The organism is Flavobacterium sp. GP15, from assembly GCF_014281985.1.
Lineage (GTDB): Bacteria > Bacteroidota > Bacteroidia > Flavobacteriales > Flavobacteriaceae > Flavobacterium > Flavobacterium pygoscelis.
Genome location: NZ_JACFTC010000003.1, coordinates 136,449 through 159,040, shown reverse-complemented (window position 1 = coordinate 159,040; position 22,592 = coordinate 136,449). Strand labels below are relative to the sequence as shown.

The window sequence follows — 22,592 nt, the reverse complement described above, 5'->3', positions numbered from 1 at the left end:
TCGGGTTTTTATTTTATAAATAAGAATAAAATATTGCTATTTTTTAATTAAGATTAAAAAACAGCAACGTTATTTTTTTTTCTTTTTAGGTATGACATTAGAAACATTTTCAAACTTTTTATCTGTCAAGTTATACGTCAATTTGTTTTCCTGTGTTTTGTTTTTTAAAATTATATCTCCTTCATTAGTAACATTCAGCATAAATCCTGCATTTCGTACTTTTTGAATCGTTTGAGTAGCACTTTGATCTTTATCTACAAAATTTGTTTCTTTAATTTTAATAACAGACTGAACATTGGAAATTAAAATCTCTTTTGAAAGTACATCAAATATTTCATTGTAAATAGAAGAAGACTCTTCCGTTTTTGAAGGACTAATTATTGAACTACTTTCAAGCCAACTTAAATTATACAATTTAATTCCTTTTGCGGTGAATGGAGTAATTTTGCATTCTAAAAGCAATTTAGGATCTTGAATCTTTTTCAATTGAATGGTATCGTTACTCACCTCTTTATTAACAATCAGCAGATAAAAATTATTATTAGATACTTCCGCTCTAATATTATCAATTTTTGCTAAAGTTACACCAGTAATTTTTTTGGAGCTTTTCTTTTTTTGACTATAATTGATATTAAATGAAAGACAAAGAATAAGCAATACGCTAATTTTATACATTATAAGGGAGCTAAGAATTTTCAACAAAATTAAGAAGAATAGTATGATAATTATTAAAAAGTTGAAATAAAAAAAACCAGACTATAAATAGCCTGGTTTTACAATTAAATATAAACAAACAAAAAAATTAATCTTTTTGGTACTTAACTGCTAAACTATAAATAACTAAACCAAATCCAATTTTGTTAATGGCATCTGCAATGTTATATACTACATCAATATTTCCTGCTGGTATAAATCCGTTGTACCATCCTGTTGTCCCCATCATATATCCTAAAGGATAAATAGACCATCCTACTAAAACAAACCAACATAAAATTTTGTGTGCTTTTTGAATCTCTCCTCCAGCTGCTGCAGCTAGTTTTGATGCTTCACCCAACCAAATTTCATATACAATAGCAAAATAAGCAAGACCCGAAATAAAGCCCCAAAGTGCTGCACTATCAGTAAAAACTACTTCACCAAAGTAACCTGTAACTAACATTACAATTGAGTAAATAATCATTTTCCATAACAAGGACTGCTTTGCTCCTGCTACTTTTAAGATAAGGTAAAATTCTAAACACATTAACGGCACTGTTAATACCCAATCAACGTAGCGAAAGAAAGTAGGCGATTCCCCAAAAGAAGCCCAATAATCTCGCATGTAAAAGTAATGGACTGCTGCAATAAAAGTAATCAATCCCGAAACTAAAACGGAGGTACGCCATTTTCTGTCGAACTGACTTAAAGATAGAAAGAAAAATGCTGATGCAGCCATCATAGCCATACAGCCTACAAAGAACGTAAAACCTACATAATCTGTTGGTGATAACTTACCAACCAATGCTGAAATAAACATAAAGTTTGTCATAAGTAAAAATTTAAATGATTTTTGTTTACTCAAAGTTAATAAAAGTTAAACAATAATTTATCTTTTTGTTTAACTATTTTTAACTATTTTTAAACAATAATTAATACCAATGAAAAATTATACCAACATTGCAATCGTAGCAAGCTTTTTTGCTTTATGGATGGATTCCTTTTTATCTACTAAAAATCAGATATTTATGGGTTTTCTATTCATATTTTCATTCGGAATACTTCACGGAGCCAATGATTTACTACTAATTAAGAATATAATTGCACAAAATAGATCTAATTCTTGGCTAAAAATCTTTACATATTATGTAATAATTGTTTTAGCTGGAATATTACTTTTTTACATTATTCCGCAGTTTGCTCTTTTACTTTTTATAATAGTCAGCGCGAATCATTTTGGAGAACAACAATGGCAAAAATTGAATTCTCTTTTTCCTAAAACATTAGTTGTTGTATATCAATCTTTATATGGTATGATTGTATTACTCTTGCTTTTTAATTTTCATAGTAATCAAGTAAAAGATATCATCAAAACAATCACTCATTTCATTATTCCAAAAGAATTACTATTATACACTCTTCAAGCTTCGATTGTGTTATTCCTTATAATAAGTAGTTACTTTTGCTGGAAAATAGAGAAGATTAGAAAAAAAATAATCTTAGAATTATTTTTTTTATTTGTGTTCGCAATTTTATTTAAGTCATCTAGCTTAATTTGGGGATTTGCAATATACTTCGTTCTCTGGCACAGCATACCTTCCATAATAGATCAAATTAAGTTTTTGAATAAATCCTTTACCTTTCCAAACTTTTTTAATTACTGCAAATCTGCTGGAGTATATTGGTTAATATCAATAATAGGAATTGCTCTAATTTACTATAGGTATCAAGAAGAAGAATTATTCAATGCGCTGTTTTTTTCTTTTTTAGCAGCAATAACATTTCCTCATACCATAGTGATTAACAAAATGTTTAAAAGAAAAGAAAAAGTTTAAAAAAATGCAAAAAAAAACCGTTCACTTAAAGTGAACGGTTTTCTTTTATAAAAAAAGCAAAGACTCGATAAATACATCGAGTCTTTACAATAATTTATTATTTTACTTCTTCGAATTCAACGTCTTCAACATTGTCTCCTTGAGTCGCTTCTCCTTGTGGAGCAGCTTCTTGTTGACCTTGTTCTCCTTTAGCATACATTGCCTCAGTAGCTGTTTTCCAAGCTGCATTGATATTATCTAAAGCTGTTTGGATTGCATCAATATCTTGAGATTGGTGAGCCATTCTCAATTCAGTTAATGCATATTCTACAGCAACTTTATGATCATCAGCTAATTTAGAACCAAGTTCTTTTAATTGAGTTTCAGTTTGGAAGATCATTCCATCAGCTTCGTTCAATTTTTCTGCTCTAGATCTTGCGATTTTGTCAGATTCAGCGTTAGCTTCAGCATCTTGTTTCATTCTTTCGATTTCTTCAGAAGTTAATCCAGAAGAAGCTTCGATACGAATATCATGAGATTTACCAGTTCCTTTATCAGTTGCAGAAACTTTGATGATACCATTAGCATCAATATCAAAAGTTACTTCAATTTGAGGAACTCCTCTTGGTGCTGGTGGAATACCGTCTAAGTTAAAACGACCAATCGTTTTGTTATCAGCAGCCATTGCTCTAGCTCCTTGAAGAACGTGCAATTCAACTGTTGGTTGAGAATCTGCAGCAGTAGAGAAAACTTGAGATTTTTTAGTTGGAATAGTAGTGTTAGACTCAATTAATGTAGTCATAACTCCACCCATAGTTTCGATACCTAAAGATAAAGGTGTAACGTCAAGTAACAATACATCTTTTACATCTCCAGAAAGAACTCCACCTTGAATAGCTGCTCCAATTGCAACAACTTCATCAGGGTTAACTCCTTTAGACGCTTTTTTACCAAAGAATTTTTCCACTTCTTCAGCGATTCTTGGCATACGAGTAGAACCTCCAACAAGAATAACTTCGTCAATATCAGCTACAGTTAAACCTGCATCCTTCAATGATTTAGCAACTGGTTCCATAGAACGTTTTACTAAAGCATCTGTTAATTTTTCAAATTGAGATCTAGTTAATTTTTTAACTAAGTGTTTTGGTCCTGAAGCTGTAGCAGTTACGTAAGGTAAGTTGATTTCAGTTTCAGCAGAAGATGACAATTCAATTTTAGCTTTCTCAGCAGCTTCTTTCAAACGTTGTAATGACATTGGATCAAGACGTAAGTCAATACCTTCTTCTTTCAAGAAGTCATTCGCTAACCAGTCAATAATTTCGTGGTCAAAATCATCTCCACCTAAGTGAGTATCTCCGTTTGTAGACAATACTTCAAAAACTCCGTCTCCTAATTCAAGAACAGAAATATCAAATGTACCTCCACCTAAATCGTAAACAGCAATTTTTTGATCTTTTCCTTTTTTATCTAATCCGTAAGCTAATGCCGCAGCAGTAGGCTCGTTGATGATACGCATTACTTTAAGACCTGCAATTTCACCAGCTTCTTTAGTCGCTTGACGTTGTGCATCATTAAAGTAAGCAGGAACAGTAATAACTGCTTCAGTAACTGTTTGACCTAAATAGTCTTCAGCAGTTTTTTTCATTTTTTGAAGTGTCATTGCTGACAATTCTTGTGCAGTATAAAGACGACCATCAATATCAACACGTGGTGTATTGTTGTCTCCTTTTACTAATTTGTAAGAAACTCTTTTTGCTTCAGCAGAAACTTCGCTAAAAGAATGACCCATAAAACGTTTGATAGAAGCAATAGTCTTAGTTGGATTAGTTACCGCTTGTCTCTTAGCAGGATCTCCTACTTTAATTTCTCCACCTTCAACAAAAGCGATGATAGATGGTGTTGTTCTTTTTCCTTCTGCATTAGGAATAACAACTGCTTCATTACCTTCCATTACAGAAACACAAGAGTTTGTCGTACCTAAATCAATTCCGATTATTTTACCCATTTTTAATATATTTAATTTTATTGTATATTAGTTTTATTCACTCGGAGTCTTTAAGTCAATCTTTGTGCCAATACAAATGACACTTATAAATTGTCAGTTTATGTTAAAATTAATAATAATAAATATGACAAGATGACATTTTAGACTGACTGACAGAGGTGGAATTTAATAGTTGTAGCGGAACTCTATCCTTACATAGACACCACAATCAATCTCAATTTAACTAATCAAATTAGAAATGGATTGGCTTTTTTTATAATTAAATTCCTATGTTTGAAAAAAAAGATATGAAATTTTCAACAATACAGTTAGGAACTAATAAAATAGAAATTTTTAATTCTTATTTAGGGCGAGAGACCATACGATTGAATGGAGAAACCGTTTCCGAAAAGAAATCAATCACTGGCGCAACGCACCTTTTTACCATAATGGAAGAAGATCGCAAAGTACCTTGTAAAATAATTCTAGGTTATGGTGCAAATGGTGTCGTTATGGATTTCTACAAAGATAACATTGCTATTATAAAATCTCCTCGATGCTCCTCATTAATAGTACTTTTTATGATATTACTTTTTATAACAATAGGAGTAATTATGCAAATGGCATATCACAATTATTAAACATTAAGTTTATATTACAAGTCCAGAAATTAGTATTTATTAGATACTTGTTGTTAAATAAAACCAATACTTTTGTAATTCTTTACAATAAATCCTTTAGAAACAAAAATATGTTTACACTAGAACAAATTAAAGAAGCACATAATAAAGTACAAACAGCTGCTGATTTTTCAAATTATATAAAAGAAGTAATACAATTGGGAGTACAAGGATATGACACTTTTATAAATGACGGTCGAGTATCGTATTATGGTGTTGATAATTTTTCTGTGAGTACTACCGAAAAATATCCGACATTAAAGATTGCACCAAATGTAAATAAGGAACGCTTTATAGAATTTTTAGTATTACATCAAGACGGCCAAACCGATTATTATACTTTTTGCGAACAAGCGGCACAATGTGGTATTGCAAAATCGCGCGTTGCGCTTCTTGAAATGACTTGTACCTATTTTGATATTTTAGATGCTCCTATTATAATCGAAAAAATTCCAGTTTAATTTATACATAATTTAAATTTTTAATAGCTAATTTTACTTTTGTATTTTTTTTTAAAATATCAAATAACAGCAATTAAATAAAAAACAATGACATCATTTAGTAAACAATTATCCTTGCCTTGGTCCGATTTAGACCCTAACTTTCATGTTCGTCATAGTGCTTATTATGATTTTGGAGCACAACATCGTATTGAAATTTTGGAAAGTCTAGGATTGACGATGAAAATATTACAACAAAATCATTTTGGTCCTATCTTATTTAGAGAAGAATGTATTTTTAGAAAAGAAATTAAACTTTCTGACAAGATTGTAATGCAAACAAAAGTTTCTAAAATGAAACCCGACGCTTCCCGATGGTCTATTGTGCATGAGTTCCTGAATGAAGAAAATAAACTATGTGCAGTAATAACCGTAGATGGTGCTTGGATGGACACCAAATTACGCAAAATAGCCGATCCAACTCCAGAAATTGCTGTTCAAGCGATTAGTCATTTCCCCAAAAGCGAAGATTTTATGCAGCTTTAAATAGCAAAATATGATTCGAAATTTGGAGAATTTTACAGATTAAAATCTAAAAAAACTTCAAATTTCGAGTCTTTTTTATTTATTACACATTGTTATAATCTTTACAGGAAAATATTTTTTGAAAACCAAAATAGCAGCAATACTACAAATAAATATTGTTCTAATTCCCCCAAATCCTATTTCTAAAAATATCAAAGGTTTGTTTCAGATGCTGATTGATCAACAATAAAGCAACGATAACAAGCATGGCGTAACCCATAAAAGTAAAAATTTCCATATTTGACAATAAAACCGATTGTTTAGATATAGAACTCACAATTTGCTTAATTGCTAATTTATTAGCATTATCAGAAGAATATCCTTTGGCAATAAAACTTTGGGTGATTTGCGCTACACGCATTTGGGTTTCTGGACTTTCAGGCAAAACAAATTCACTCAATTTCAAATAGTGATTTCTTTGTAAAAACACTCCAGCATTTTGAATAATAGCAAAACCTAAAATACTTCCCCAAAAACGTCCTGCAACTCCAACAATTCCTGCAAATGGTCCATAATGAGTAGGTACAGCAGCTACTGTAAACAAGACTAATGGTACAAATATAATTCCAACCGCAACTCCTTGCAACATATACGGAATAGCAATATCAGACAACGAAACATCAGGCACAAAAAGAAAGGTAAACCACAGATGAAATACTGCAAAAAGTGAAAATCCGATAATAAACATATACTTTGAGGACACTGATTTTGCCAGAAATACTCCCGCCAAAACCATCCCTATTACATTACCAATTAAATTTAAATATTGCACATGCGCCACTCTCGAAGGGTCCCAATTCCAAACGGTGAACATCGTGCTGTGGCAAATATTCAGCGTCGCTCTGGCGATATAAAAAAAAACGGATATGAATAAACCGGTGCGTAAATTGGCATAGCGAAATACTCCCATATCAAAAGTAGGTCGTTTGATCAGCATTTGCCTCAGGACAAATAGCCCACCAGTTAGTAACGAAACTATAAGTGCGATTATAATTTGATGGGATTCAAACCAATACTTTTTTTCGCCATAAACAAAGAAATAAGCTCCAGACAAAAGAGAAGTGAGCAAAAAAATAAAACTCGACCAATCTATCTGATATAACGGGGTTTTTCTGTGAAAACGATGACTCTCAAATGTAAGCATAACCAAGGCCACGCAGACGATTTGAAACAATGCCGAACCATACGCCATGTATTTCCAATCGTAATTTTCAAGAAGCCAAACTGCAATATTCATTATAAAAGGTGTCGCCAGAAACAAAGCGCTATAATTAAGGGTAAAACCAATAATTAATGCATGTTTTGACTTGAATCTTGAAATCAGAAATTGTCGTAAGGCAACACAAGGCAATGCCATCAATATTCCTTCGGCTATTCTCAAAATAACAAATAACGAAAAATTTTCGATATAAGCCGTTAATATGAATGTTATTGCAGACAGGCCGTAAATTGTCAGGAAATATTTTTTGGTCGGGAAAAACTTAAACAATCTGCTTTCGACCAAAATAGTGGTCAAAAAAGTAGCGTATGTAACAATCATTGAAAACTGCAAATCTTCTGGCTCCACATCTAAAAAACTGGCAGCGTACGTAACATTGGAAGTATAAACTCCCAACAAAACCATCGAATGCAACAGACAGAAAAATATAATAGCGATTATGGCCCAATTGGGAACCCAAGATTTAAAGACCTTTGTATTTGACATCTGATTATTTATGTTCAGCTACAACCACCATATTCATTCCTGCTCTAAGAAAATCAGTTTGTTGATCATTTTCTTTCAATTTTATTCTAACCGGAATTCTTTGTTCAATTTTAATAAAGTTACCTGTTGCATTATCGGGCGGCAATAACGAGAAACGAGCTCCACTTGCTGGTGATAAAGACTCGATGATTCCGATAAATTTTCTACCATTTACGGCATCGGCACTCATTTCAACTTCCTGTCCAACAGATAAATATTGCAACTGCGTTTCCTTAAAATTAGCCGTAATCCATTTTTCCTTGCTAACTATAGAAACCAAAGTCTGTCCTTCCTTTATCATTTGTCCCGGCTGAATCATTTTTTTTCCCACCCAACCATCATAAGGAGCTGTAATTACGGTAAAAGAAAGAAACAAATCAGCGTTGTCAGCAACGGCTTGTTTTGACTGAATTACGGTTTGAGCAGTTGGTATTTTAGCCCAAGCTTCTGAGGTATTTAATACCGCCGACTGAATGGTGTTTGCTATTTCTTCATAATGCGCTTTGGCCAATTCATAATCCGCTTTTACCTTTTCTACTTGCTGTTCTGTTGCGGCATCTTCTTTTAATAAAGATTGATATCGATTGTATTCCAATTTTGTTTTCCAAACTTGGGTTTTAGCAGCCACCAATTGAGATTGCCTAACCGAAGTCGTATTAGCAGTTGTCTCCACATTTTTTTCTATAGCGATAACGTTACTTTTTGCATTTTCAACATCCGCCAAAGCCATATTCAAATGCGATGTATATTCCTTGTTATCGATTACAACCAAAGTATCGCCTTTATGAACAAATTGATTTTCATTATAACGGACTTCCTGAACATAACCTGTTATTCTTGCCATAATAGGCGTCACATACTGATCAACCTGAGCGTCATTAGTTTCCTCATGGTTTTTATTAAAAATATAGAACCAAATACCCAAAATAATTCCGCTGAAAACCAGAATACTGGCAACAACAGTGATTAATTTGCTAAACGATTTATGGGCTCTTGACTTATTTTCTGCTATTATCATATAGAAATGAAACTAAAATTATTGTAAACTTTGATTGTTATTTATTAAGTATTCCAGCGGTATGAAGCAATTCATATTGTTTCATAGCACCATCTATTTTCATAGAAATTTTGTTGAATTTTGCTTGAAGCAATGCATTATCAGCATCGACCATTTCGGTAATTAAAACCAACTGATTGAGGTATTTTGCTTTTACAATACGATAATTCTCTTGGGCTAAAACCAAAGCTTTATCAGTAACTTTCAGTTTATCTAGTATTTCCTGATACTGTGTGTGATTTCGAAAGACTTTATCGGTCATCTCATTTTTCACTATCTCAGATTCATTTTTTTGCAATTCCACTTTCAAATTAGCGATTTGTACTTTGGCTCTATTCTTATATAAATTTGAAATATCATAAGAAGCCTCAATCCCTACCTGCCCAATTGTGTACATAAATGGCATATCTAGACTAAAAGTCAAATACATCGGATAGCGTAAATTATAATTTCCAAAGAAGGCTAGCCTGGGCAAAGCATTTGCTTTTACCATTTTCAACTCTGTTTTTTTGACATCAATTTCTCTGCTTGCAATACGCATTTCTTCGTTTTGCATCGTTTCCTTAAAATAAAAATCATACTGTTTCATGACAGGTATCATATCGATCAAGCTTGTTGAATCAATTCTAATGTCCTCCTCTTCGGGCAACTGCAATAGTGTCTTTAAATCCTGAAGAGCAATTCTGATATTTTTTTTATTGGTCAAAGAACTTAACTCGCGGTCAGAAAGTTGTAATTCAGCACGAAGGACTTCATTTTTGGTGACGATTCCGTGACTTTTAAATGCTTTCACTTCCTTCAACCGTTCTTCTTCTTCCTTAATACTTTCCTCAATTATTTTTTGGAGCTCCATCATTTTGTAAATTCCCAAAAAAGTAGCGGTAACCTCTAATTGAACATCGTTCTCTGTTTTCTCCACATGTAGTTCAGCAATTTCATTTTCTTGGTGTGATTTTTTGATTTCATTTTTGATTTTACCTCCTTCATAAAGTGGCATATCAAACTTTGTAACCACATCATAAATTGTATTTCTAGGTTCTGGAGCGACCACTATTTGTTTAGTAAAACCACCACCTTCCCACAAAGTCACATCAGACAATCTAGAATACATGGCATTAAAACCAATTTCTGGTAAACGAAGATTTTTGGCCTCTTTAATTCCAGTTTCCGAAATTTCCTTTAAAATATGGGATTTTTGTATTGTCCTATTATTCACTTTTGCAATTTGGATTGCTTCATTCAAAGTAAGGACTTTTGGTTGCTGCGCATGTGCTCCTATTGGAACTTGAAAAAAAAGGAATGCTAACAAGAGAACTCGAAGAAAATTAAATCTCGATTGGTTTGAAGAAACCCACTTTATGAGAAACATAATATAAAAGTATTTACCGCAAAGGTATCTACTCTATTTCATGTGGTAAAATCAACAAAAGTCATATATTTATTCATTTCAGACAAAATAAAATAAAGAAAAAATTACTGCTAACTATAATTGTTCTTTTTTAAAATCTCCACTCCGTTTAAATAATCCGAAGGTCGTTGCCCTAAAGTTTTGAAAAAGGTATTACTAAAGGTAGGTACGCTATTATAACCAACTGCTTGCGCCACTTCATTTACCGAAAGTTTTTTTTCAAGCAATAATTCAATCGCTTTTAAAATTCTTCGAATTGTGAAATATTGGATAAAAGACATTCCTAAATCCTTTTGAAATAAGCGGTATAAGGAGCGTTCGCTAAATCCGAATCGATCCGCTAAATCAGAAAAAAGTATTGTGTCGCCTAAGTTTTTATCTAAGTAATCAATAATTTTAATCAGCCGAGTATCCTTTGGAAAAGGCAGTGATAAAGGCAAATTGGTCAAGCAGATTTCGGGTAAAATAGCTTTTATAGCAAGGGCGATACTATAATTACGACTTCCTTTTTTTAGATTTCCATTCCATCGATTCGTGAAAAGCATCATTTGCAACAATAAATCATTGATGGGGTAAATCCCTTCGGTTCCATAAAAGGAATCTTCATTCATTTCCACCGGAAAATACAAATTACGCATCATTACGCTTTGAGAATTGGGTTGAATGCTGTGCGCAATTCCAGCAGGAATCCAAATAAAATGTCTGGCCGGAAGAAAATAAGTTTTAGCCTCGGTGGTAACATAAACTATTCCGCCTTCTGCATACAGCATTTGGCCTTTTTCATGTTTATGAGTGGGAATCATCAGTTCTCCCATTAAATCATGATGACAATAAATACTTTTTTTATCAGTATCAACCTCTCTCGTGTAATATTTTTCGGCTAAAATCGTTTGCTCTTCCATACTGGCTGAAATGAATATTTTTATGGCTTCCTACGATATTTATCCAATTTCATTTTTTGCTAAAATTGCACTACCTATAAATGATATTTAAAAAAACAATTCATTCATTAAGGAAACATCATTTTTTAGGTGTTTTATTTCAAAATAAAAACAAATTATGCAATTGGACAGAATCAGATTTCAAAGTTACAAAGACAAAGTTATTTCTGCGCAGCAAGCCGCTCGTTATTTTAAAGATAAAATGACTGTTGGAACCAGCGGATTTACAAAAGCAGGTGATAGTAAAGCCGTTTTACCAGCTTTTGCAGAAAGGGCAAAATCGGAAACGATTGCAATCACATTGATTACGGGCGCTTCTTTAGGTCAAACTACCGATACTGATTTAGCTAACAATAATGCTTTATATAAAAGAATGCCTTTTCAATCTGATGCAAGTTTGAGAAAAAAAATAAATGAAGGTACCATTTTATATATCGATCAACATTTAAGTGAAACCGCTGAATTATTAGAAAACAAACACCTTCCTAAAATTGACATTGCGGTAATTGAAGCCACTTATATTGATGAAAACGGAAATGTTATCCCAACAACTTCTGTTGGAAACTCCGCCACATTTGCGCATTTGGCAGATAAAATAATCATCGAAATAAACACTTCTATTCCTTTAGAATTTAAAGGAATTCATGATGTTTACACTTCAAAATCATATCCCAATAGAGCTGTTTTAAACATCACTGCTACAGATAGCCGAATTGGTCAAGATTTCATTAGTATTGATCCCAAAAAAGTGGTTGGAATTGTTTTTACTGAAATTTTAGACAGTCCTGCAAAACCAACCGAAATAGATCCAAAAACGGCTGCTATTGCTAATCATTTGTTAGAATTTTTTGAAAATGAAATTAAAGAAGGCCGTCTAACCAATTCACTAATGCCCTTGCAAGCCGGAATTGGAAAAGTCGCTAATGCAGTAATGTCTGGATTTGCCAAAAGCAATTTTGAAAATCTAGTAATGTATTCAGAAGTATTGCAAGACAGCACTTTTGAACTTATTGACAGCGGAAAAATGAGTTTTGCTTCGGCCTCTTCAATTACAGTTTCTGAAAATTGTTATAAAAATATTCTTGAAAATTTCGATTTTTATAAAGACAAAATAGTGCTTCGACCACAAACCATTAGCAATTCAGCAGAAGTAATCCGAAGACTAGGAGTTATTGCAATTAATACAGCCATTGAATTTGACATTTATGGAAATGTAAATTCCACACATATTTCTGGAACTAAAATGATGAACGGAATTGGCGGTTCTGGAGATTTTGCAAGAAATGGCTATTTGAGCATATTTGTTACTCAATCTTCTTCTAAAGAAGGGAATATTATTTCTCATGTATTACCCATGGTTTCGCATGTGGATCATACGGAACATGATGTAGATATTTTGATAACAGAACAAGGAGTCGCTGATTTAAGAGGACTTGCTCCGAGAGAAAGAGCCAAAGTCATCATTGAAAACTGTGTACATCCCGAATACAAAGAGGAATTATTAGATTATTTTAACCGTGCTTGTGCGCGTGGCGGTCATACTCCTCACCTTCTGGAAGAAGCATTTAAACTTAACTTACGATTTATTGAAACAGGAAGTATGAAGAAGTAAACCTGAATCTAATTCCCTTTTTTTCCATTTGTTACCAAAAACTACAACCTTAAAAGTTGTAGTTTTTTTATACCTACCTAAATCATGTTTTTGTACTTAGGTTTTTATTAAAACTAATAAATTATTTATCGCTTTACTATTACTTAAATCGTATGAGGAATTTCAAATAGAATTACATAACAATTTTAAACAACCTTACAGAAGTAAAAACGGACAACAAGTTTGAATTGAGTGGTTATACTCCACTAAAATTTAAATGATTCCAAAAGACTTTATCATATTAGACAACTACTTTTTTATTAAATTTCATTTCAACAAATACACTTTAGTATTAACATTAGAAAGTAAGAAACCCTAAATTTTATAATTTTAATCGTAAATTTTATAAAGAGCTGTACCGCTAATTTTTGATCTTTACCAACTAGTGCGTTTAGCGATGAAATTGTAATTCTGATTTAATTTTGCTATTTTTAACCAAAAAATTGCCTCGATTGAAAAAATATTTAAAGAAAAGTCTCAAAATTTTGCTTTGGATAATAGGATCTATTATTCTATTATTCTTTCTATTGGTTATCGCACTTCAGATTCCTTCTATACAAAATTTAGCAAAAAACAAAGCGGTTACCTACCTGCACGAAAAAATTAAAACTAAGGTTCAGATAAATAGGATCGAAATTGGTTTGCCTAAAAAAATCATTTTGGAGGGCGTTTATTTTGAAGATCAGAAAAAAGACACGCTTCTTGCTGGAGAAAAACTAGCAGTCGATATCAGTTTATTTCAATTACTAAATAATAAAGTAGAAATCAACTCTGTTCATTTAGAAGGAATTACAGCTAATTTAAATAGAGATTCGAAATCTGTTTTTAACTTTGACTACATTATAAAAGCATTTACTTCTCCTGATAAGCCAAAAAGTGATTCTCCTCCTATGGAATTTTCTGTGGCCGAAATAGAATTAGATCGTATCCGTTTGAAGTATAATGATCAAATTACCAAGAATAATATAGATGTCAATCTGACTTATTTTCAAACAAAGATTAAGACTTTTGATTTAGCCCAAATGAATTTTGAAATTCCTAAAGCTAAAATCAATGGTTTAAAATTAAAATTGCAGCAAGGTATTGCTGACGCATCCAAAAAAACTAAAAAAGCTACTGTAAATAATGAGCCAGAATCATTGCTAAAATTAAAATTAGGTGAAATTGATTTGGCTAAGATTGACTTTGATTATAAAAGTGAAGAGACCAAATTAGCTACTACTTTTTATTTGAAAAAACTGCTTGCAAAAATTGATAAAATGGATCTCAATAATCAATTTGCTATAGTGGAACGTTTGGATATAAAAGGACTAAAAGGAAATCTATCTATTGATAAATCAGACAAAATAGAATCTAAAAAACCAGCATCAAATGATGATTCCAATAACTGGCAAATAAAAATAAATACAACAGAATTAGAAAAAATTAATTTTCGTTTTGACAAAAATAGTGTTGCTGCAACTCAAAAAGGAATTGACTACAATCACTTAAATATTACCAATCTTAATTTAAAAGCTAAAGCCTTAAATTACAACCCTGAAAATATTTCGGGAACGGTAAATTCATTAACGGTAAAGGATAAAAGCGGTTTAAACATACAAGCTATGACCACAGAATTTTTCTATGGTAATAAGAATGCTTTTTTTAAGAAATTATATTTAAAAACTCCCCAAACCGAATTAAAAAATGAAATTAGAATAGGATATCCATCAATAGCTTCTTTAGCAAAAAATCCTGGAGAATTAGGACTAAATGCCAATCTTAAGAAAAGTAAGTTAGGCATCAAAGATATTTTGCTCTTCGCTCCTACTTTGGCAAATACGAGTCCCTTTAATAGTAATCAAGATGCAATTTTGTTAATTGATGGTGTCATTAACGGAAAACTAAAAAATTTAGAATTTCCTGGTATTAACATCAGCGGATTTGGGAACACCAATTTGATAGCCAGCGGAAGCATTGTTGGTTTGCCCGATATTAATAAAACTGTTTTCGATTTAGACATTAAAGAATTAAATTCAACACAGAAAGATTTTCTTAGTTTTTTACCAAAAGGGACAATTCCGAACTCTATACAATTGCCCTCTAAATTTAGCGCAAAAGGAACCTTTAAAGGAATGATCGCTAACTTTAGTACAAAAATGAATTTGACAAGTAGTTTTGGTAATGCCAAAATAAATGCCTCTTTTGATCATAGCAGAAAAAAATACGAACGATATAATGCACAAACTGAATTAATTAATTTTGATTTGGGTAAATTAATCAAAAATGATTCAGTTGGAAAAGTTACGCTAAAAGCTAACATTAAGGGAACTGGTTTTGATCCCAAAACCGCCACAGCATCATTAAACGGGAATATTATAAAAGCCTATTATAATAAATACACTTATACAAACCTTATTTTAAAAGGTGCAATTACCAACGGAAAATTTAATGCAGTTGCCTCAGCAAATGATCCTAATCTAACCTTTGACTTAGTGAGTAATGGAAGTTTTAAAGATAAATATCCTGTTGCAAAATTAAAGTTGAATGTAGATATTGCGGATTTAGAAAAACTAAATCTTCATGCTGGACCTTTAAAAATAAGAGGTGCAATAGATGCTGATATTCAGTCGGCAAATTTAGATTATTTAAACGGATCTGTTTACGCACACAGCATCAGTGTTGTTGATGCAAAAGAAGAATTTGCAATTGATTCTATAAGTATAATTGCAAAATCAACAGCTGAGAAGAATATCTTATCTATAAAATCTCCTTTTTTAGTTGCAGATGTAGACGGGAAATATAGTTTTTCTAAAATAGGTAAAGCGCTCAGTAATTCTATTGCAAAATATTATGATGCAAATCCTAAATCTAAAAAAACAGTAGTTGAGAAGCAGCAATTTACTTTTAAAGTGAATGTAAAAGATGATCCAATTTTATACAAGTTAATTCCAAATTTAAAAAGTTTAGAACCCATAATTATTGAAGGAAAATACAATTCAGTTAATGATTCCATTGTTATTAATGGTGCAATTCCTAAACTTATTTATGGAGAAAATACGATTACTAATGCTGTTTTAAAAGTAGAAACAAAAGACAAATCCTTAGTATATAATGTAGTCATCGATGATATACAAAACAAACAATTTCAATTGCCTTACACTAGTATTTCTGGAGTAGTAGAGAAAAATAGCGTAGGTTATACTTTGCAGTTAAAAGATTTAAAAGAAGTAGAACGCTATTTAATTGCTGGAACTTTAAAAAGTATAGATGGTAGCAATGAAGTTAGTCTTGATCCGAGTAAATTAGTGCTAAATTACGACGGATGGTCCATTGCACCCGAAAATGTAATTCGTTTTGGAGACAAAGGCATTTATGTTGGACAATTTGATTTGAGTAAAGCCGGAAGCACCATAAAAATACAATCAGAAACGAATGTTCCCAATGCTCCTATTGCGGTCAATTTTAAGGATTTTGAAATTAGCACCATCACTAGTTTCATCGAGAAAAAAGATTTACAATTCAGAGGTACAATTAATGGAACTGCAGAAGTTAAAAATTTAGATAAAAGTCCGCTTTTCACTTCTGATTTAAATATTGAAAATTTTGCATTCAAAAACGATACAATTGGTACAATTAGTATAAAAGTCAATAATAACATTGCCAATCGATACGATGCAAAAATTGCCATAACGGGGCAAGGCAATCAATTAAATCTGGAAGGATTTTATAAAGCCACTGAGGCAAGTTTTGATATGGATCTGAATATTGAAAAATTGAATTTAAAAAGTATTCAAGGATTTACATTAGATAACCTAGCGGAGAGTACTGGATTCTTGAACGGAAACTTTAAAATTACAGGTAATACAAAACAACCTTTGATTCTTGGAGAGTTAAAATTTAATGATGTTGGCTTTAAAGCAACTGCCCTCAACGCCACATTTAAATCTATAAATGATAAAATTAGATTTACAAGCGATGCCATTATTTTCAATGATTTTACTGTTAAGGATCAAAATGATAATGACTTAGTAGTGAACGGAAAAATAAACAGTAGTAATTTTAGCAATTTTGGTTTCAATTTAACTGTGGATGCTGATAATTTCCAAGCAGTTAATTCAAAGGCAAAAGACAACGATTTGTATTATGGTGCCCTTTTTATGGACAACCATCTAAAAGTAACAGGAACACTTGATAATCCGATTGTAGAAGGAACTATCAAGATTAATAAAGACACCAAATTTACAGTAGTATTACCACAATCTGATCCGTCTATAGCGGATAGAGAAGGAATTATAGAATTTATAGATCAAGATAAACCTAAAATAGTTCAAAAATTGGCTTTATCTGATGTCAGTAGTGAAATGGATATTAAAGGTATAAATGCGTCTGTAAATATCGAAATTGATAAAGATGCAGAACTATCAATGGTTATTGATAAAGCAAATGGGGATTTCTTAAAATTAAAAGGAGAAGCACAACTTAATGGTGGTATTGACCCTTCTGGAAAAACTACGCTGACTGGTAGATATGAATTATCCCAAGGAAGTTACGAAATGAGTTTTAACGCTATTAAGAGAAAATTTGATATTAAAGAAGGAAGTTATATTCTCTGGACTGGCGAGCCAACTATGGCCGATATAAACATAACGGCTATCTATAAAACTGAAGCTGCTCCAATAGATTTAGTGAGCGACCAACTTGGTGCAATAACAAATGAAGTTAGAAATACTTACAAGCAAAAAATTCCTTTTGAAACGAATTTAAAAATGACAGGAGAGTTAATGAAACCAACCATTTCCTTTGATGTCGTTTTACCAGAAGGAAACAATAGCGTTTCTACAGAAATTATAAATACTACTCAAGCTAAATTAACACAATTGCGTCAGCAACCTGATGAAATGAACAAGCAAGTTTTTGCCTTGCTACTTTTAAATCGTTTTATTGGAGAAAATCCATTTGCGAGTGAAACTGGTGGAACCAACGTTTCCTCTTTGGCACGTGAAAGTGCGAGTAAAATTTTATCACAACAACTTAATAATTTAGCTGGTGACTTAATTGAAGGTGTTGAACTTAATTTTGATATAGACAGTTCTGATGATTATACCACAGGACAGCGAGAAAACAAAACAGATTTGAATGTTGGTGTCTCTAAAAAACTATTAAATGACCGTCTAAAAGTTACTGTAGGTAGTAGTTTTGGAATCGAAGGCCCACAGCAAACCAATCAGAATGCAAACAATATAGCAGGTGATATTTCTATAGATTATCAACTATCGAAAGACGGAAGGTATAAAATGAGAGCCTATCGCGTTAATAAATATCAAGTGGCACTTCAAGGAGAAGTCGTAGAAACGGGTATTGCTTTTATAATAACGATGGATTATAATAAATTCAAAGAATTATTTTCGAAAAGTGAATCGAAAAAAGTTGCAAAAAAAAACAAAGAGGAATCGAAAAAAAAATCAAATGAATAAGTATCCTTTTATATATACCTTTTTTTTAATTGTACTCGTTTCATCTTGTAGTAACACTCGTTTCTTGTCAGAAGGAGATTTACTATATACTGGAGCTACAGTAAAAGTCGAGGGAAAAGAAGTGAGTAAGAAAGAAAGAAAAGCATTAAAAAGCAAATTACAAGAACTCGTTCGGCCAAAACCTAATGCAAAAATATTAGGATTAAGACCTAAATTATACATTTACAATATTGCTGGTGAAACGAAAAAAGATAAAGGTTTTCGTTATTGGTTAAAAAATAAAGTGGGAGAACCGCCCGTATTGTATAGTCAAGTAGATCTTGAATACAACAAAAGTGTTTTACAAAACTTCTCTGAAAACAATGGCTACTTTAATGCAAAAACAAGTGCCGACTCTACTCGAAGAGGAAAAAAAGCAACAGCAGAATATACCGTAAAGCCTGCAAGACAATATAAGATCAACGAAGTTAAATTTCCAACTGACTCATCAGTATTAGCAACAGCCGTAAGAAAGACCTCTAAAAGAAGTCTCTTAAAGAAAGATCAAGCATTTAATCTTGATGTTATAAAAGAGGAAAGAGCTCGTATTGACGGACGATTAAAAGAAAAAGGATTCTTTTACTTTAATCCTGATTATTTATTAGTTCAAGTAGATAGTACAGTAGCAGATCATCAGGTAGACCTTATCGTAAAAATAAAAGAAGCAACACCTAAGATGGCTGAAACGCCTTATCAAATTAATAAAATCATTGTTTATCCAAATTACTCTATTGGCGTTGATAGTCTGATAGACAATAAAAACTCTATTGTTAAATACAATGATATTACCATTATAGACTCGACAAAAATGTTCAAACCTCGAGTTTTTGATCGTACTTTAAATTTTTCAAAAGGAGATTTATACAATCGCACCGATCATAATTTGTCTTTAAATCGTTTAGTAAACTTAGGAACATTTAAATTTGTAAAAAATCAGTTTAAGGTTTCTGATACTATCGGAAACTACTTAGATGCTTATTATTTTCTTACGCCATTACCTAAAAAGTCTTTACGTTTAGAATTGTTAGCAAAAACTAATTCAGCCAATTATACTGGAACGGAATTAAACTTAAATTGGAGTAATAGAAATGCGATTGGTGGTGCAGAATTACTCACTATTTCAGCATTTGGAGGTCTTGAAGTACAAGTATCGGGACAAAATAACGGTTTTAATGTTTATCGTTTTGGATCAGAAGCCAATTTAATATGGCCTAGATTAGTGGCTCCTTTTAGATTTCATTCTCCAAGTGGATTTGTACCAAAAACGAAACTAACCTTAGGATACGAATATCAAAACAGAACTAAATTATATTCCTTACAGACTTTTAAAGGTTCTTTTGGTTACTTATGGAAAGAAAGTGAAAGAAAAGAACACTTATTAAATCTAACGGAAATCACTTATGCTAGTCCACGGAACGTAACTGCATTGTATTTGGATCAAATTCAAGCCAATCAATCCTTACAAAAAGTAATTGATAAACAATTAATTTTTGGGCCAACCTATTCCTATACTTATACGAACACAGTACAAAAAAGAAAGAAAAACACTTTTTACTATAAAGGAACAGTCGATTTAGCAGGAAATATTACAGGATTGGCTACTGGTGCTGATACTAAAAAGGGAAATACAATTAACATTTTTAATGTTCCTTTTAGTCAATTTATAAAAATTGAAAATGATTTTAGACATTATTATAAATTAGGTCCCGATTCTCAAATAGCTAGTAGGATTATTGTGGGCGCTGGTTATGCGTATGGAAACTCAACAGAAATGCCATTTATAAAACAATTTTTTATTGGTGGTACCAATAGCTTACGCGCTTTTAGAGCTCGTTCTATAGGTCCGGGAACATTTGACGGATCTACTACGGCTACGAACACATTTTTACCAGATCAATCTGGAGATATAAAATTAGAATTGAATACGGAATACCGAGCTAAAATATATGGTTTGGTAAAAGGAGCATTATTCATAGATGCTGGAAATATTTGGTTACTAAATGAAAACGCAGATAAACCTGGAGCTAAATTTTCAAAAAACTTTATTAGCGAATTAGCAGTTGGAGCTGGAGCTGGATTGCGTTTTGACTTCTCATTTTTAGTATTAAGAACCGACTTGGCATTCCCAATTCGCAAACCCTATTTATCAGAAGGCAATCGCTGGGTATTGGATAAAGTAGATTTTGGTAGCGGTTCTTGGAGAAAAGAAAATCTGATATTCAATTTAGCTATTGGTTATCCTTTTTAATTAAGTTGAATTATTATTTAAACTACATAAAAAAACATACTACCAATTAAGTTAATTTATAATGCGATGGCCACGAAGGCACAAAGACACAAATACTTTTTATAACTTTTTGATGAGGCGACACTAACAAAAGCACAAAAAAAAATCTCCTGAAATTCAGGAGATTTTTTTTGACTTATTATAAAGTATCTTTTTATACTGTATACATTTTAACTCTTAATTCTTGAACTTTTTCATCATCAAGATAATCATCAAAAGTCATATATCTATCAATGGCTCCGTTTGGTGTTAATTCGATAACTCTATTAGCAACCGTTTGAGAGAATTCGTGATCATGAGTAGTAAAAATCACAGAACCCTTAAAGTTTTTCAAAGAGTTATTAAAAGCAGTAATAGACTCTAGATCTAAGTGATTCGTAGGTTCATCCAACATTAATACATTCGCTCTTTCCATCATCATACGAGACAGCATACAACGTACTTTTTCTCCTCCAGATAAAACTCTACAGGTTTTCAACGCTTCTTCTCCTGAGAAAATCATTTTTCCAAGGAAACTACGAATGTTAACCTCATCGCGCTCTTCTTCTGTTTTTACCCATTGACGCAACCAATCTACTAAAGTATAATCACTTTCAAAAAAAGAATGATTTTCTACCGGTAAATACGCTTGGTTTGTAGTAACTCCCCAATCAAAAGTACCTGAATCTGCTGTTTTGTTTCCGTTCAAGATTTCATAAAATGCAGTCGTAGCACGGGAATCTTTAGAGAAAAGAACAATCTTATCTCCTTTTGCCATATTTAAGTCGACTCCTTTAAACAAAACATCTCCTTCTATAGAAGCACTTAAGTTTTGGACATTCAAAATTTGATCTCCTGCTTCACGCTCTTGATCAAAAATGATTGCTGGATAACGACGACTTGATGGTTTAATCTCGGATATATTTAACTTACTAATCATTTTTTTACGAGAAGTAGCTTGTTTTGATTTGGCTACATTCGCACTAAAACGACGAATAAATTCTTCTAATTCTTGTTTCTTTTCTTCTGCTTTCTTGTTTTGTTGCGCTCTTTGTTTTGCCGCTAATTGGCTTGACTCATACCAAAACGTGTAATTTCCAGAATAGTGATTTATTTTACTAAAATCAATATCCGAAATGTGTGTACAAACGGAATCCAAGAAGTGTCTATCGTGAGAAACTACAATTACTGTATTTTCATAATTTGCTAAGAAATTTTCTAACCAAGCAATGGTTTCAAAATCCAGGTCATTGGTAGGCTCATCCATAATAAGCAAATCTGGATTTCCAAATAAAGCTTGTGCCAAAAGTACACGTACTTTTATTTTCCCCTCTAAATCGCCCATTAACGTATAATGATGCTCCTCTGTAATTCCAAGATTGGATAGCATAGATGCTGCATCTGAATCCGCATTCCATCCATTCATTTCCTCAAATTGCACTTGCAACTCCCCTATTCTGTCTGCATTTTTATCATCGTAATCAAGATATAAAGCATCCATTTCTTTTTTGATAGCGTAAAGGGTTTTATTCCCCATCATTACCGTTTCAAGAACCGTACTTTCGTCAAACATATTGTGGTTTTGGTTTAAAACCGACATCCGTTTTCCTGGTTCTAAATGAATATGTCCTGAAGTAGGATCCATTTCACCGGCAATTATTTTAAGAAAAGTAGATTTTCCAGCACCGTTTGCTCCAATAACACCATAGATATTACCGTGAGTGAAGGTTGTATTTACTTCGTCAAACAAAATTCTTTTGCCAAACTGAACTGATAAATTATTAACTGTTAACATGAATATCTTTTTATAAAATTTTGGCAAAAGTACGAA

General features: G+C 32.1%; 15 protein-coding genes. 7 read left to right on the top strand and 8 right to left on the bottom strand.

The window, feature by feature from the left end:
- Window positions 1–69: 69 nt before the first annotated feature.
- Both H2650_RS08640 and H2650_RS08635 read right to left on the bottom strand, forming a co-directional pair.
- Complete coding sequence (locus tag H2650_RS08640; protein ID WP_188050404.1) at window positions 70–675, bottom strand: hypothetical protein; 606 nt, start codon at window positions 673–675, stop codon at window positions 70–72.
- 127 nt (window positions 676–802) lie between these two features.
- On the bottom strand, window positions 803–1,528 hold the full coding sequence (locus H2650_RS08635) for a bacteriorhodopsin-like (RefSeq protein WP_188050403.1): 726 nt from the start codon (window positions 1,526–1,528) through the stop codon (window positions 803–805).
- Between the two features lie 109 nt (window positions 1,529–1,637).
- Here H2650_RS08635 and H2650_RS08630 point away from each other — a divergent pair, with 109 nt between their 5' ends.
- Entirely contained in the window at window positions 1,638–2,531 is an 894-nt protein-coding gene (locus H2650_RS08630) for a Brp/Blh family beta-carotene 15,15'-dioxygenase (RefSeq protein WP_188050402.1), read from the top strand.
- 97 nt (window positions 2,532–2,628) lie between these two features.
- On the opposite strand, the gene dnaK is transcribed toward H2650_RS08630, so the two are convergent.
- Window positions 2,629–4,515 carry a molecular chaperone DnaK gene (dnaK, locus tag H2650_RS08625; protein ID WP_188050401.1) on the bottom strand — a complete coding sequence of 629 codons (1,887 nt, stop codon included), beginning with the start codon at window positions 4,513–4,515 and terminating at the stop codon, window positions 2,629–2,631.
- Between the two features lie 287 nt (window positions 4,516–4,802).
- Here dnaK and H2650_RS08620 point away from each other — a divergent pair, with 287 nt between their 5' ends.
- From H2650_RS08620 to H2650_RS08610, 3 genes are all read left to right on the top strand, one after another.
- Window positions 4,803–5,135: a hypothetical protein gene (locus tag H2650_RS08620; protein ID WP_188050400.1), complete on the top strand. Its 333-nt coding sequence runs from the start codon at window positions 4,803–4,805 to the stop codon at window positions 5,133–5,135.
- Between the two features lie 110 nt (window positions 5,136–5,245).
- Window positions 5,246–5,635, top strand: a complete 390-nt coding sequence (locus H2650_RS08615) for a DUF1398 domain-containing protein (protein ID WP_188050399.1) — start codon at window positions 5,246–5,248, stop codon at window positions 5,633–5,635.
- An 87-nt stretch (window positions 5,636–5,722) separates the two neighbouring features.
- A complete protein-coding gene (locus H2650_RS08610) occupies window positions 5,723–6,160 on the top strand; it encodes a thioesterase family protein (protein ID WP_188050398.1) in 438 nt (145 codons plus the stop codon).
- 160 nt (window positions 6,161–6,320) lie between these two features.
- Here the strand turns inward: H2650_RS08610 and H2650_RS08605 are convergent, their stop codons facing one another.
- The 4 genes from H2650_RS08605 to H2650_RS08590 form a co-directional block, all read right to left on the bottom strand.
- Window positions 6,321–7,904: an MFS transporter gene (locus H2650_RS08605; RefSeq protein WP_188050397.1), complete on the bottom strand. Its 1,584-nt coding sequence runs from the start codon at window positions 7,902–7,904 to the stop codon at window positions 6,321–6,323.
- A gap of 4 nt (window positions 7,905–7,908) precedes the next feature.
- Complete coding sequence (locus H2650_RS08600) at window positions 7,909–8,961, bottom strand: HlyD family secretion protein (protein WP_188050396.1); 1,053 nt, start codon at window positions 8,959–8,961, stop codon at window positions 7,909–7,911.
- 37 nt (window positions 8,962–8,998) lie between these two features.
- Window positions 8,999–10,369: a TolC family protein gene (locus tag H2650_RS08595; protein WP_188050395.1), complete on the bottom strand. Its 1,371-nt coding sequence runs from the start codon at window positions 10,367–10,369 to the stop codon at window positions 8,999–9,001.
- 110 nt (window positions 10,370–10,479) lie between these two features.
- Window positions 10,480–11,310, bottom strand: coding sequence for an AraC family transcriptional regulator (locus H2650_RS08590; RefSeq protein WP_188050394.1), 831 nt, complete (start codon window positions 11,308–11,310; stop codon window positions 10,480–10,482).
- 157 nt (window positions 11,311–11,467) lie between these two features.
- Between H2650_RS08590 and H2650_RS08585 the strand changes: the two genes are divergently transcribed.
- From H2650_RS08585 to H2650_RS08575, 3 genes are all read left to right on the top strand, one after another.
- A complete protein-coding gene (locus H2650_RS08585; protein WP_188050393.1) occupies window positions 11,468–12,961 on the top strand; it encodes a succinate CoA transferase in 1,494 nt (497 codons plus the stop codon).
- Window positions 12,962–13,485: 524 nt separating this feature from the next.
- Window positions 13,486–18,456, top strand: coding sequence for a translocation/assembly module TamB (locus H2650_RS08580; RefSeq protein ID WP_255462833.1), 4,971 nt, complete (start codon window positions 13,486–13,488; stop codon window positions 18,454–18,456).
- Entirely contained in the window at window positions 18,449–20,743 is a 2,295-nt protein-coding gene (locus tag H2650_RS08575) for a BamA/TamA family outer membrane protein (RefSeq protein ID WP_188050391.1), read from the top strand. Before H2650_RS08580 ends, H2650_RS08575 begins: the two co-directional genes overlap by 8 nt.
- A 193-nt stretch (window positions 20,744–20,936) precedes the next feature.
- Here H2650_RS08575 and H2650_RS08570 read toward each other — a convergent pair whose 3' ends face one another.
- Window positions 20,937–22,556 carry an ABC-F family ATP-binding cassette domain-containing protein gene (locus H2650_RS08570; protein WP_188050390.1) on the bottom strand — a complete coding sequence of 540 codons (1,620 nt, stop codon included), beginning with the start codon at window positions 22,554–22,556 and terminating at the stop codon, window positions 20,937–20,939.
- Window positions 22,557–22,592 lie beyond the last annotated feature (36 nt).

Bases quoted from the DNA above. Each gene is read 5' to 3' on its own strand.
- H2650_RS08575 (WP_188050391.1), top strand. From the start codon at position 18,449: ATGAATAAGTATCCTTTTATATATACCTTTTTTTTAATTGTACTCGTT.
- dnaK (WP_188050401.1), bottom strand. From the start codon at position 4,515: ATGGGTAAAATAATCGGAATTGATTTAGGTACGACAAACTCTTGTGTT.
- H2650_RS08620 (WP_188050400.1), top strand. From the start codon at position 4,803: ATGAAATTTTCAACAATACAGTTAGGAACTAATAAAATAGAAATTTTT.
- H2650_RS08595 (WP_188050395.1), bottom strand. From the start codon at position 10,369: ATGTTTCTCATAAAGTGGGTTTCTTCAAACCAATCGAGATTTAATTTT.
- H2650_RS08605 (WP_188050397.1), bottom strand. From the start codon at position 7,904: ATGTCAAATACAAAGGTCTTTAAATCTTGGGTTCCCAATTGGGCCATA.
- H2650_RS08610 (WP_188050398.1), top strand. From the start codon at position 5,723: ATGACATCATTTAGTAAACAATTATCCTTGCCTTGGTCCGATTTAGAC.
- H2650_RS08635 (WP_188050403.1), bottom strand. From the start codon at position 1,528: ATGACAAACTTTATGTTTATTTCAGCATTGGTTGGTAAGTTATCACCA.
- H2650_RS08585 (WP_188050393.1), top strand. From the start codon at position 11,468: ATGCAATTGGACAGAATCAGATTTCAAAGTTACAAAGACAAAGTTATT.
- H2650_RS08600 (WP_188050396.1), bottom strand. From the start codon at position 8,961: ATGATAATAGCAGAAAATAAGTCAAGAGCCCATAAATCGTTTAGCAAA.
- H2650_RS08640 (WP_188050404.1), bottom strand. From the start codon at position 675: ATGTATAAAATTAGCGTATTGCTTATTCTTTGTCTTTCATTTAATATC.
- H2650_RS08630 (WP_188050402.1), top strand. From the start codon at position 1,638: ATGAAAAATTATACCAACATTGCAATCGTAGCAAGCTTTTTTGCTTTA.
- H2650_RS08590 (WP_188050394.1), bottom strand. From the start codon at position 11,310: ATGGAAGAGCAAACGATTTTAGCCGAAAAATATTACACGAGAGAGGTT.
- H2650_RS08570 (WP_188050390.1), bottom strand. From the start codon at position 22,556: ATGTTAACAGTTAATAATTTATCAGTTCAGTTTGGCAAAAGAATTTTG.
- H2650_RS08615 (WP_188050399.1), top strand. From the start codon at position 5,246: ATGTTTACACTAGAACAAATTAAAGAAGCACATAATAAAGTACAAACA.